General features: G+C 74.8%; 8 protein-coding genes and 1 riboswitch. Of the genes, 4 read left to right on the top strand and 4 right to left on the bottom strand.

Translation table 11 applies throughout. The features are described from left to right. Positions 1–151: 151 nt before the first annotated feature. The 3 genes from AB0O15_RS25380 (at position 152) to AB0O15_RS25370 (ending at position 4,699) form a co-directional block, all read left to right on the top strand. Positions 152–2,851, top strand: a complete 2,700-nt coding sequence (locus tag AB0O15_RS25380) for a hypothetical protein (RefSeq protein ID WP_364322938.1) — start codon at positions 152–154, stop codon at positions 2,849–2,851. Next, positions 2,851–3,732: a DUF1616 domain-containing protein gene (locus AB0O15_RS25375; RefSeq protein WP_364322935.1), complete on the top strand. Its 882-nt coding sequence runs from the start codon at positions 2,851–2,853 to the stop codon at positions 3,730–3,732. The genes AB0O15_RS25380 and AB0O15_RS25375 overlap by 1 nt, the downstream gene beginning before the upstream one ends. Before the next feature lie 7 nt (positions 3,733–3,739). After that, a riboswitch (ZMP/ZTP riboswitch) is annotated at positions 3,740–3,824 on the top strand. An 11-nt stretch (positions 3,825–3,835) separates the two neighbouring features. Next, positions 3,836–4,699 carry a tetrahydrofolate dehydrogenase/cyclohydrolase catalytic domain-containing protein gene (locus AB0O15_RS25370; protein ID WP_364322933.1) on the top strand — a complete coding sequence of 288 codons (864 nt, stop codon included), beginning with the start codon at positions 3,836–3,838 and terminating at the stop codon, positions 4,697–4,699. Here the strand turns inward: AB0O15_RS25370 and AB0O15_RS25365 are convergent. Next, complete coding sequence (locus AB0O15_RS25365; RefSeq protein WP_364322930.1) at positions 4,696–6,138, bottom strand: FAD-dependent oxidoreductase; 1,443 nt, start codon at positions 6,136–6,138, stop codon at positions 4,696–4,698. The genes AB0O15_RS25370 and AB0O15_RS25365 overlap by 4 nt on opposite strands. After that, positions 6,131–7,252, bottom strand: coding sequence for an SGNH/GDSL hydrolase family protein (locus AB0O15_RS25360; RefSeq protein ID WP_364322928.1), 1,122 nt, complete (start codon positions 7,250–7,252; stop codon positions 6,131–6,133). The genes AB0O15_RS25365 and AB0O15_RS25360 overlap by 8 nt, the downstream gene beginning before the upstream one ends. A gap of 72 nt (positions 7,253–7,324) precedes the next feature. Between AB0O15_RS25360 and AB0O15_RS25355 the strand changes: the two genes are divergently transcribed. After that, positions 7,325–10,474 carry a BTAD domain-containing putative transcriptional regulator gene (locus AB0O15_RS25355; protein ID WP_364322924.1) on the top strand — a complete coding sequence of 1,050 codons (3,150 nt, stop codon included), beginning with the start codon at positions 7,325–7,327 and terminating at the stop codon, positions 10,472–10,474. Here the strand turns inward: AB0O15_RS25355 and AB0O15_RS25350 are convergent. After that, positions 10,390–11,460, bottom strand: a complete 1,071-nt coding sequence (locus AB0O15_RS25350; protein ID WP_364322922.1) for a glycosyl hydrolase — start codon at positions 11,458–11,460, stop codon at positions 10,390–10,392. The two genes, AB0O15_RS25355 and AB0O15_RS25350, sit on opposite strands and share 85 nt — an antisense overlap. After that, positions 11,457–12,272 carry a polysaccharide deacetylase family protein gene (locus AB0O15_RS25345; RefSeq protein ID WP_364322920.1) on the bottom strand — a complete coding sequence of 272 codons (816 nt, stop codon included), beginning with the start codon at positions 12,270–12,272 and terminating at the stop codon, positions 11,457–11,459. Before AB0O15_RS25345 ends, AB0O15_RS25350 begins: the two co-directional genes overlap by 4 nt. Positions 12,273–12,334: the final 62 nt, after the last annotated feature.

The following is a 12,334-nucleotide window of genomic DNA, read 5'->3' as shown; positions in this document are numbered from 1 at the left end:
GGACCACAGATGTCACGAGACCAGATGCCCGCCGGGGACATTCATGCCGAAGGACGACACACCCGAGCCGCGCACGCCACCAGGCTTGCCGCCGGCTCCGGTGACGTCGATCAACGGCGCCGGGTCCCCCGACGCCGCGGAGGCCCGCGAGATGTCTGACCAGCGATCCGGCGACCGGACCGCGACCGAGGAAGCGCCCGAGCCGGACGACCGCGCCCGCGGCACGGCCCAGGTGCCGGGCGGACGGCCGCCGAACCGGGTCGAGCCCGCCCGGGGCAAGGCCCGGGTGCGGCCGGCCGGACCGGTCGAGGCCACCCGCACCAAGATCGCCGACATCCAGACGACCGAGGGCGTGCCGGCCAAGCCGATCCCGCCCGCGCAGGCGGCCGCGGCCGTCGGCGCGGCGCCGGCGCCCGAGGCCCAGGTCGCGCCCGAGGCCGAGGCCGAGGCCCAGGTCGAGGCCCAGGTCGAGGCCCAGGTCGAGGCCCAGGTCGAGGCGCCTGAGGCCGAGGTCGAAGTCGAGTCGCCTGAAATCGAGTCCGAGGAGCCCGTGGCCGCGGACGCGGAGGTCGCGGCGCCGGATGCCACCGACACCGTTGAGGCAGAGCCGGACGAGACCCCGACCGAACCCGAAGCCGAGATCGAGACCGCCGAGCCGGAGGCCGTCGTCGAGACGGCGGAGCCGGAGGCCGTCGAGGTCGTGGAGGCGGAAGCCGCCGAACCGGACGACTCTCAACCTCAGGTGGAGGCTGAGACTGAACCTCAGGCTCAGGTCGAGACCCCGGCCGGCGAGCACCCGACGCAGGTCATCCCGGTCGTGCCGGCCATCGACGAGACGGTCCGGATCATCCCCGGCGAAGAGACCGTCAAGATCATCCCGGGCGAGCGCACCAGACGAATCATCCCCGGGGCGGAGGAGACCCGCCGCATCACGGTCGTTCCGGGGCGCTCCGTGCGTACCCAGAAGATCCCGGTGGCCGCCCCCCTCGCACAACCCGAGGTCGAGCGCCGCAAGGCGCCCCGCGGCGGACCCTACGACCTGGGCCGCGCCCCCTGGGTGCTGCTGCTGTCCAGCCTCGGCGTGCTGCTCGTGGCGCTGGCCTACACCGGCGGCCGGTCCGGCGCCGGCAGCGCCCCGATCGCCTACTGGATCGGCCAGGTGGTCGTCTTCACGCCGGTCGTGCTGCGCCTGCTGAGCCGCCGGATGGCCGGCGTCGCCGAGTCGTTCCTGCTGGTCATGGGCCTGGCCATCAACCAGTACCTGCTGAAGTGGATGTACAGCCCGGACCAGTTCCGGTTCCCGGACGAGCTCCAGCACTGGCTGGCCACCACCACGATCATGGAGACCGGGAAGCTGTTCCAGCCCAACCCGGCGCTGCCGCCCGCGGTGCACTTCCCCGGCCTGGCCGAGATGGGCGCGGCGATGGCGTCGATGACCGGGCTGCCGGTCAGCGGGGCCGGGATCATCGTGGCCGGCGTGGCCCACCTGGTCTTCGTCGGCGTGCTGTTCGTCTGCGTGCTGCGGGCCAGCAACTCGCCCGCGGTCGCCGGGGTGGCCTGCGCGACGTACGCCACCGCCCTGCACTACCTGTTCTTCAGCTCGATGTTCCTCTACCAGACCGCGGCGCTGCCGTTCTTCATGCTGACCATCTGGGCGACCCGGCGGTGGCGGGCCGAGGGCGGCAAGCCGTTCCAGGTGATCGCGATCGGCTCGATGGCGATGACCACGGTCAGCCACCACGTGACGGCGTTCGCGCTGGTCGCCACCCTGCTGCTGCTCGGCGTGACCGAGCTGTTCACCGAGAAGCCGCGGCGCTGGTCGGCGCTGGCCATGCCGCTGATCGCGCTGGGCGCGGTGACGGCGTGGATCCTGCTGGTGGCACGGGACGTGATCTCGTACCTCGAGGAGCCGATCCAGCAGGTCGCCACCACGATCGACACCCTGATGGGCGGCACCAGCGACGCGTCCACCGCGGCGCCGGCGGCCCCGATCTACCAGCTGATCCTGCAAGGCTCCGGCCTGCTCGGGCTGCTCGTGTTGTTCATCGCGGTGGCCCGGGACATGGTCATCCGGCGGGACCGGGACAGCTGGCGCTGGGCGGCGGTGATCGGCGGCCTGGTCTTCTTCGCCGGCAACGGGGTGCGGTTCCTGGGGCAGAACGGGCCGGAGATCGCCGGGCGGCTGTCCACGTTCACCTACATCCCGATCTCCATCGTCGCGGCGATCGCGCTGGTCCGGGCGGTGCAGATTTTGCCGTCCCGGGACTCGGCGGGACGACGGCACTGGGTGGCGCCGGCGCTGGCCACGCCGCCGCCGACCGGCCGGAACCTGGTGGTCCGGGTGCTGGCCGGCTCGGCCCTGGTCACGCTGCTGATGATCGGCGCCCGGGCCGGTGGCTGGCCGCCGCTGGGGTCGCTGCTGCCGGGCCCGTACCTGGCCGGCGGGTTCGAGCGGTCGGTGGACGCGTACGGGGTGGACGCGGCCGAGTGGGAGCTGCGGGTGCTCGGACCGGGCAACCGGGTCGGCGGCGACGTCACCTCGGTGTCACTGGCCTCCACGTACGGGCGGCAGGACCCGGTCCGCGAGGTCGGCCCGCTCTACTACGCCGACGAGTGGGGCCTGAGCGAGGACGAGCTGGTCGCCTCGATCCGGGTGAACTACCTGGTGGTCGACCGCCGGCTCAGCACCCAGCTGCCGCAGAGCGAGGCGTACTTCGAGAACGACCCGCACGCCGGCCGGATCACCGAGCCGCTGACCACCCGGCAGCTGACCAAGTTCGACGCGCTGACCGACGTGGACCGGCTGTACGACAACGGCACCGTCCGCATCTACCGCATGGGGGTGCAGTAATGAACTCCACGACGGTGAAGGCGCGCGCGCTCCCCGTCCTGCTGTCGGCGCCGGTCCTCACCGCGGCGGGCACCGTGGCGGCGGCCGCGGCGGTGCTGGCCGGGCCGCGGGCGCTGGCCATCCCCGGCGGGCTGGCCCTCGGCCTGCTGCTGCCCGGCCTGGCCCTGATCGCGCTGATCTTCCGGTACCGGACGCTGAGCGCGGTCGAGCGGACCGTGCTGGTGCCGGGGCTGAGCCTGGGCACGATGATCGTCTCCGGCCTGCTCCTCTACGTGGCCGGCTTCAAGCTCGACCGGGTCTCGTGGGCGCTCGGCCTGGCCGGGATCACCCTGGCCGTGCTCGCCCTCAAGGCGGTGCCCGAGCGGGTCTGGCAGGGCGAGGAGGAGGACGAGCAGGAGGGCCCGAAGACCGAGCTGATCCCGGTCTTCCGGGACGACGCGCCCAAGCCGCCGCCCGGTCCGTTCGCGCCGACCTCGCCGGAGCAGAAGCTCGAGCGGCGCACGCTGGTCATGCAGCTGCTGCCGATGCTGCTGGTGCTGGCCGTGATCGGTGGCGCGAGCTGGCTGTCGTACGCCAACTCGCACGACAGCTACCAGGTCACCGTCACCACCCTGTACTCCGACCTGCCCGGCCCGGTGGGCGCGGACAACGGCTGGGACGTCGACATCCGGGCGACCGGCCTGGTCGAGGCGGACGGGCCGTACACCGTGGTGGTGACCGACCCGACCGGCAACAAGATCATCGAGCGGCGCATCCCCGGCGGCGACGGCGCGTGGGGCGCCACCATCCGGCTGCCCTCGGCGACCCGGATGACGATCGGCCTGTACCGCGCGGGTGACACCGCCGCGTACCGCACGGTGATCGTGGCGGCGGCGCAGTAGTAGGTTGGTTTCCTCACGCGACTGGCGGCACCGAGGATGGCGACCACCATCGGGGAGCGTGGTCGTGGGCGCCGTCCGCCTGGGTGCCCACGCGGGAGAACCCATGACTGACACAGCAAGGCTGCTGCCCGGCGCTCCGGTCGCCGGCGCGGTGCTCGCCGACGTGGCCCGCCGCGCCGCCGACCTGCGGGCCCGCGGTGTCGAGCCGGCCCTGGCGACGATCCTGGTGGGCGACGACTCGGCCAGCGCCGGGTACATCCGGATCAAGCAGAAGCAGGCCGCCGAGCTGGGCTTCGTGTCACCGCACGAGCACCTGCCGGCCGACGCGAACCAGGACGACCTGAACCGGGTGATCGCCCGGTTCAACGACGACCCGGCGGTGCACGGGCTGCTCATCCAGTACCCGATCCCGGGCCACCTCGACTACGACGCCGCCCTGATGACCGTCGACCCCGACATGGACGTCGACGGGATGCACCCGCTGAACCTGGGCCGGCTCTCCAGCGGCCGGCCCGGCCCGGTCCCGTGCACCCCGGCCGGCATCGAGGCGCTGCTCGCGCACTACGAGATCCCGGTGGCCGGCCACGAGGTGGTCATCCTGGGCCGCGGCGCGACGATCGGCCGTCCGCTGGCGATGCTGCTCGCGCAGAAGCGGCCGACCGCCAACGCCGCGGTCACCGTGGTCCACACCGGCGTGCCGGACTGGGCCCGCTACACCCGCCGGGCCGACATCCTGGTCGCCGCGGCCGGCGTGCCCGGCATCATCCAGCCCGAGCACGTCCGGCCGGGCGCGACCGTGATCGGCGCCGGCGTCCGCTACGAGGGCCGCCGCCTGCTGCCCGACGTCGACGAGTCGGTGGCCGAGGTGGCCGGGGCGATCACCCCGCGGGTGGGCGGCGTCGGCCCGACCACCGTGGCCATGCTGTTCCGCAACGCGGTCACGGCGGCCGAGCGGGCGACCCGCTAGAACCACTCAGCGGCGGCGCGCCGGACGGCGTCCGGGTCGTCCTCGCCGGCCCAGGCCACGACGCCGTCGGGCCGGACGAGGACGGCGCCGGCCCCGAGGCCGTCCCCGGCCGTCCCGGTGGCGTACCGGATCCTGTCGTCAGCGACGCCGCGCAGGCGGCCGGGCCCGAAGTCGAGCAGGACGCCCCGGCCGGCCTGGAGCAGGTCGCCGAGGCGGGTGCCGTCCACGAGCCGGAAGTCCGGGGCGGTACGGCCGGCCAGCGGATGATCCTGGCCGAGGTCGTAGCGGATCGACGTGCCGGCGGTCCGCTCGTACACATAGGTCGTGCCGTCCCGGGTGCCGAGCAGGTCGCGGATCAGGGCCTGGAGCGCCGCGGCGTGCGGGCCGGGCCTCATCACCGCCACCTGGGCCCGCGACCAGTCGAGGACCCGGGCGCCGACCGGATGACGCTCGGGGGTGTAGGTGTCGAGCAGGCCGTCCGGCGCGGTTCCGCGTACGGTCGCCGCGAGCTTCCAGCCCAGGTTCATCGCGTCGCCCAGGCCGAGGTTGAGTCCCTGCCCGCCGAGCGGCGAGTGGATGTGCGCGGCGTCGCCGGCCAGCAGCACCCGGCCCCGGCGGTAGGTCGTCGCCTGCATGGCCCGGTCGGTGAAGCTGGACGCCAGGTGGACCTCGCTCAGCGTCACGCCGGTGCCGGACACCCGGCGCAGCACGGCCTGGAGGTGGTCCCGGGACGGCGGCCGCGAGCGGTCGAACGCGCCGCCGTCGAAGTCCATGAGGCCGACGTAGCCGTTGCCCGGCGGCCGGATGTACATGCCGGTCGGCGTCAGGGTGAAGCCCGGGCTCAGCTTCTCCTTCTCGGCGATGGTGGCGAGCATGAGGTAGCCGGTGAGCTGGGGCTCGGTGCCGGTGAAGGCGAAACCGGCCGCCGCGCGCACCGTGCTGCGCCCGCCGTCGCAGCCGACCACCCAGCGGGCCGGGTACTCGTCGTCGCCGGCCCGCACGACCACCCGGTCGCCGGCCTGGACGACGCCGGTCACCGTGACGCCGCGCCGGATCTCGACGCCGAGCTCGACCGCCCGCTCGGCCAGCACCGAACCGACCGCTTCGAGGCTGGTCATGATGCCTTCCAACGCCGGGCCGGGCCGCTCGTCCACGGCCACGTCGGCCGGGTCGAGCATCAGGCCGGCGAAGTGGCTGACACTCCGGGGCGGCAGCTCGCCGAGCCCGGACGCGTCCAGCAGCGACGGCAGCATCCCGCGGCGGTAGAAGGCTTCGACCGACCCGGCGTTCAGGCCCCGCATCCCGAGCGGCATCGCCTTCCACGGCGAGCTCGCGTCCGCGTCCCGTTCGAGCACCAGCACCGAGCAGCCCGCGAGCCCGAGCTCACCGGCCAGGAACAGCCCGACCGGGCCGGCGCCCACGATCACGACGTCATGCACGAGAGATCCCCTTGAACAGTGCGAGGTCGATGGAGTCGGCCAGGGCCTGATAGCCGGCGTCGCTGCCGTGCACGTCGCCCGCGTGGAAGCCGTCCCGGGTGCGGGTGGGGCCGGCCGGGTCGCGCCACACGGCGTCGAAGTCCAGCACCGCGTCGAACGCGCCGCCGGTGCGGATCCAGGCGTTGACCGCCTGCCGGGCGTCGTCGCCCTCGGGTGAGTACATGGGGTCGTTGCCGGCCGGCGTGAGCGTGGCGGCGTACACCTTCACCCCGCGTCCGCGGGCCCGGGCGATCAGCTGGTGGTAGCCCGCGATGATGTCGCCGGGCGTGATCGGCCCGCCCGGGAACATGGTCAGGAAGCCGGCCAGCTCGGGGTCGCGCGGGGCGTACGAGATGCCGATGTCGCCGAGCCCCAGCGCCACCACCACGTGGCTGAGGCCCGGTGTCGCCAGCACGTCCCGGTCGAACCGGGCCAGACCGGCGTCGCCGTGGCCGCCGTTGAGCAGCCGGTTGCCGCTGATCCCCTGGTTGGACACGTACAGGGCGCCCCCGCCGCGGGCGGCGAGCCGGTCCGGCCAGCTGTGGGCCGCGTCCGGGGCCGAGCCGATGCCGTCGGTGATCGAGTCGCCGAGCACCGCGACGACGGTGGCCGGGCCGTCCGGAACCACCTCCACCGCCGAGATCAGCGCCCGCGCCGGGAGTTCGGTGGGGGTCGCCGCCCCGTCGCCCGGGATCATCCACGCCACCGCCTCCACCGGCCGGCCGTGGCCGGTGACGGATTCCACCCGTTCCGGCAGGTAGAGGCTGATGGTCACGGTGGACAGCGCGGGCAGGGAGAGGTCGACCGGGTCGCTGACGATCGGCGCGCCCGGCGGGACGAGGGCCGTGGGCCGCCCGCCGAAGGTCAGCACGTGGTCGCCCACGCGCGCCGCGCCGATCCGGAGCGGCGCCGTCCCGTACTCGTTGGTGAATCGGACGCGCGCCCGGCGACCGCCGCCACTGATCCGCACCACCTGGCGCAGCGTGGCGTCGGCGAACGGGTCGAGGGCGGCGACCGCCGCGCCGGGCGCCTGGGGCGAGGCGCCCCAGGTACGAACCCACAGGTCATCAGTCATGCCGCCCACCCTGGCCGGGGCCGCTCGCACGGCGCACACACGACGCTGACGCGGGCCTGACAAGATCGGAGGGTGGACGTGACGCTGCTCGGCGCCGTGCGGGTGGCTCGCGGTGACGCGGTCGTCCCGGTTCCCGGCGCGCGGCTCCAGGGCCTGGTCGTGCGGCTGGCTCTGGCCGGTGGTCACCCGGTCGAGCAGGCCGCCCTGGTCGACGCGATCTGGCCCGACGACCCGCCGGCCGGCGCCGCCCACGCCCTGCAGACCCTCGTCTCGCGGCTGCGCCGGACCCTGGGCGCGGCCGGCGAGGTGACCCAGGCCGCGGGCGGTTACCGCCTGGACGTGACCGCGGCCGACGTCGACGCGCTGCGGTTCGAGCGGCTCGCCGCCGACGGCCGGGACCGCCTCCACGCGGGCGACGCGACCACCGCATCGGTGCTGCTGCGGGAGGCGCTCGAGCTCTGGGGCGATCCGGCGGCGATCGCGGCGGTGGCCCCGGCGGTCGCGACCCGGCTGCGCCACGCGGCGGTGGAGGCCGTCGCCGACCTCGGCGAGGCCGAGCTCATGCTGGGAAAGGCGGCCGAAGCGGGGGTACGCCTGACCGCCCTGCTCGCCGAGCACCCGGCGGACGAGCGGGCCGCCGCGCTGCTGATGGACGCGCTCGCCGCCCAGGGCCGGGAGGCCGAGGCCCTGGACCGTTTCGAGCAGACCCGGCTCGCCCTGGCCGACCGCCTCGGCGCCGACCCCGGCGCCGCGCTGCGCGAGCGGCACCTGCGTCTGCTGCGTACCGGATCGGACGGGCCCGGATCGGATGGGCCCAGGCCGGACAATCTGCCCGCACCCCTGACCGCGCTGATCGGCCGCGACGACGACCTGGCCCGGATCGACGCGCTGTTCGCGGCCGGGCGCCTGGTCACCGTGCTCGGTCCGGGCGGGGCGGGCAAGACGCGCCTGGCCGTCGAGGCGGCCCGCCGGCGCCGCCACGACCACCGCGACGGCGTCCGGATGATCGATCTCGCCCCGGTCACCGAGCCGGCCAAGGTCGACGCGGCCGTGCTCGCCGGGATCGGGCTGAGGAGCGGCCGATCCCGGCTCGGCGGGCTCTCCGGCGAACTCGACGGCCGGGACGCCCTGCTGCTGATCGACAACTGCGAACACCTGATCGAGGCCGTCGCCGTCCTGGTCGCCGGCCTGCTCGCCCGCCACCCCGAGCTGCGGGTGCTGGCCACCAGCCGCGAGCCGCTCGCGATCGGCGGCGAGGCGCTCGTGCCCCTCGGCCCGCTGGCGCTGCCCGCCCCGGACGACGGCCTGGACGCGGCCCGCCGGACGGCCTCGGTGCGCCTGTTCGCCGAGCGGGCCGCCGCCGTGCGCCCCGGCTTCGACGTCGACCCGTCGACGCTGCCGCGGATCATCAACGTCGTCCGCGCCCTGGACGGCCTGCCGCTGGCCCTCGAGCTGGCCGCCGCCCGGCTCCGGACGATGTCACTGCCCGAGCTGGACGCCGGGCTCTCCGACCGGTTCCGGCTGCTCACCACCGGCAGCCGGGCCGCGCCGCCCCGGCACCGCACGCTCCGCGCGGTGATCGCCTGGAGCTGGGACCTGCTGACCGATCAGGAACGCGGCCTGGCCGACCGCGTCGCGATCCTGCCCGGCGGCATCACCACCGCCTCGGCCGCCGCGGTCAGCCCCGGCAACGGCGACCTGGCCGGGCTCGTCGACCGATCGATCCTCCAGCTCGCGCCCGAACCCGGCCGTTACCGCATGCTCGAAACCCTGCGCGAGTACGGCCTCGAGCGCCTCACCGCGCAGGGCGCCCTGGGCGAGGCACGCGACCGCGCGGCCCGGCATTGCGCCGAACTGATGAGCACCCACGACCCTCAACTGCGCGGACCGGAACAGGCGGCGGCGGTACGGGTGATCACCGCCGAGTACGACAACGTGCTGGCCGCCCTGCGCCGGCGGTGCGACACCGGCGACGCCGCCGGCGCGATCGGCCTCGCCCTGAGCCTGACCTGGTACTGGCACATGTTCGGCCGGCGCGCCGACGCCGCCTTCTGGCTCGGCGAGGCGCTCGCGGTGCCCGGCGGCGAGCCGGGGCGGGAACGGGACTGCGCCGAGGCGATCCGCCGGCTCAACCAGGGCGACGCCGGACCGCGGCCGGCCGACCTGGCCGACCGGCTCCGGGGATATCCGGACCTTCCCGGCAGCACCGGCGCGCTCACCGCCGTCGCGCTGGCGTTCCCGCTGAACGACCCGGCGGCCGCGCGGACGATCCTCGACCGGCTGGCCGGCGACGACGAGCGGCTGGCCGGCCCGGCCCGGCTGTTCCGGGCCGAGCTGGCCGAGAACTCGGGTGAGCTCGACACCGTCCGCGACGACGTGGAGGCGGCGCTGTCCTGCTTCCGCCGGGCCGGCGACCGGTGGGGGCGGGCGACCGCGCTGCCGCTCCGGGCCCAGCTCCGGCAGTACGACGGCGACCTCGACGGCGCGCTGGCCGACCTGGGCGAGGCCCGGTCGCTGGCCGCCGAGTTCGGTTCGCTCAGCCTGGGCGACGAGGTGTTCGTCGACCTGCGCTGGGTCGACCTGCACCTGCGGCGGGGTGACAACGACCGGGCCCTGGCCATGATCGGCGTGGCCCGGGAGCGGGCGTTGCGAGCGCGCTCGCGGGAGATGCGGGCCCTGGTCGACGCGTGGGAGGCCGGCTTCCGGGCCCGGTTCGGCGAGGTGGACCGGGCGCGGGACCTGCTCGACCGCGCCGACCGGGCGCTGCGCGGCGCAACCGCGTTCCCCGGTGACCACGCGCGGGCGCTGGTCGGTGGGGTCCGGGCGTCGGTCCTGGTCGAGCTGGGCGACCGGCCCGGCGCGGAGACGGCGCTGGCGACGGCGTACGCGGCGGCCCGGGCGACCGGCGACCGGCCGGTCCTGTCGCTGGCCGCGGTGGCCTCGGCCGCGCTGGCCGGCGCGCACGGGCGGACCGAGGAGGCCGCGGTCCTGCTCGGGGTCGCCGCCCGGCTGCGCGGCGCCCACGACCACTCCGACCCGCAGGTCCGCGAGCTCATGCGGCGGGGACGCGCCGCCCTGGGCGACGACGGCTTCGATCGGGCGTACCGGCGGGGAACGTCGTTCGAGATCGACCCCGCTCAGGCGGCGAAGTGGGGGTCCTTGGCCATCGCGACGAACGCGGCCAGCGACTCCGGGTCGGTGTCCACCCGCCACTTCTCGTGATAGTTGTAGTGCGTGTCGGTGTCGAACCAGACCACCGCGCCGACCGCGGGGTGCTGCTTCACCCAGGTGGCCAGGGCTGTCGTCCAGTCCGCCTTGGTGCGGCCGCCGCGGTCGACCGAACCCACCTCGGTGATCATCAGCGGCTTCTTGCCGCCGTAGAGGTCGTAGATGCCCTGGAAGAGCGCGCCGGGCAACTCGCGGTTCAGGTTGTAGCCGGAGACGCCGACCCAGTCGACCATGTCGTCGCCCGGGTAGAACTTCAGCTTGGCGTTCCAGGCCGCGGCCGGCTTGTCGTTCCAGTTGGGGCTCCACACCCAGGAGACGTTGTCGGCCTTCTGGTCGGCGAAGATCTCCCGGATCCGCTTCCAGCTGCGGACGTAGCCGGCCGGGTTGTTGTTGTTCTGGGCGCCGCCCCAGCGGTACCAGTCGCCGTTCATCTCCCAGCCCCAGCGCAGCAGCACCGGCCGGCCGAGCCGCTTGAGCTGCTTGGCGTTCCGCGCGATCAGGTCGTCGAACTTCCCGGACAGGATCGAGCCGTGGTCGGTGCCACGCCAGGAGATCATCGGGTACGAGTCGTCCGGCAGCCACGGCAGCGACCGCGGCAGGGTGTCCTGCCACGCGAAGAACTGGTGCAGGATCCGCGGGTCGCGCCCGGTCTGCCGGCGGCGCAGCTTGATCGCCTCCGTCTCGGACAAGCCTTCCAGGTCCAGGTACGCGCCCAGCATCGTCCTGCCCCGGACGTAGGGCACCGGTCCCCCGCCCTTGGCCACCACGGCCACGCCGGACGGCTTGGAGCCCTTGGCCGGCGTGGAGGCGCCGGCCGACGGCGCGTGGGACGGCCCGGTCGTCGCCTCGGCGGCCGTGGTCTTCCCGCGCACCTGGGTCACGACGACCGCGGCGGCGGGCGCGACGGCCAGCGCGGCGATCCCGGCCAGGGCCTTCCGCCGGCCGACGCGGCTGGGCGCGCGGTGCGCTCCGCCGTTCACGTGAGCTTCCGTCCGGTGCGCTGGGCCACTTTCCGCGCCACCCGCCAGGCCGGCTGGGCCAGGCGCTTCATCTGCGGCACGAGCTGCGAGCCGCCGCCGGCCACCATCGCCACCAGGTCGGCGCCGGAGTGCGCGGGCGTCGGCTGCAGGCGCGGCACGGCGAACCGGTGCTCGGCCGGGCGGTGCAACCGGCGGCCGACCTCGGTCGCGTGGTCGTACCCGAGCTCCCGCACCATGTCGCGCACCCGCCGGCCGTTGTAGCCGTGCGGGTAGGCGAAGCCGCGGACCTCGCGCTGCAGCCGCTGCTCCAGCTCGTCGTGGCTGCGGACGATCTCGGTGCGCAGCTGGTCCTCGGGCAGCACGTCGAGCGGGTGGTGGATCAGGCTGTGGTTGCCGATCTCGACGCCGGCGTCGGCCACCTCGGCCAGCTCGTCCCAGGTCAGCAGGCGGCCGAAGTCGGGGGCCCAGCGGCCCAGCCAGCCGGCCCGGTCGCCGAGGTGGCCGACCGAGGCGTACAGGGTGGCCCGGGCGCCGGTCTCGGCCAGCACCGGCAGGCCGGCGGTGAGGAAGTTGCGATAGCCGTCGTCGAAGGTGACCGCGACCAGCCGGTCGGCGCTCTCACCCTGGTCCAGCCGGTCGAGCGCCTCGGCCAGCCCGACCAGGCGGTAACCGGCCGCGGTCAGGGCGCTCAGCTGTTCGGTCAGGCGGCTCGGCGGCACGGCCAGGTCACCCAGCGGCCCGCCGATGGCGGACACCGAGTGATACATCAGGGCCGGCAGGGTCTCCCAGGCCGGCGTCGCCGTGTCGGTCACCGCAATCCTTCCTCGTTCGCTACCGGACCACACCCCTATCGGACGGCGGCTACCCGACCTTC

The organism is Actinoplanes sp. NPDC089786 (assembly GCF_040684855.1).
In the GTDB taxonomy this organism is placed as follows: Bacteria; Actinomycetota; Actinomycetes; order Mycobacteriales; family Micromonosporaceae; genus Actinoplanes.
Note: the sequence above shows the minus strand (reverse complement) of the source record. Positions and strands in the feature narration are given on the sequence as shown.

What these genes read in the sequence shown, in the direction of transcription:
- AB0O15_RS25380 (WP_364322938.1), top strand. Translation starts at nt 152, where the DNA reads ATGTCTGACCAGCGATCCGGCGACCGGACCGCGACCGAGGAAGCGCCC.
- AB0O15_RS25375 (WP_364322935.1), top strand. Translation starts at nt 2,851, where the DNA reads ATGAACTCCACGACGGTGAAGGCGCGCGCGCTCCCCGTCCTGCTGTCG.
- AB0O15_RS25370 (WP_364322933.1), top strand. Translation starts at nt 3,836, where the DNA reads ATGACTGACACAGCAAGGCTGCTGCCCGGCGCTCCGGTCGCCGGCGCG.
- AB0O15_RS25360 (WP_364322928.1), bottom strand. Translation starts at nt 7,252, where the DNA reads ATGACTGATGACCTGTGGGTTCGTACCTGGGGCGCCTCGCCCCAGGCG.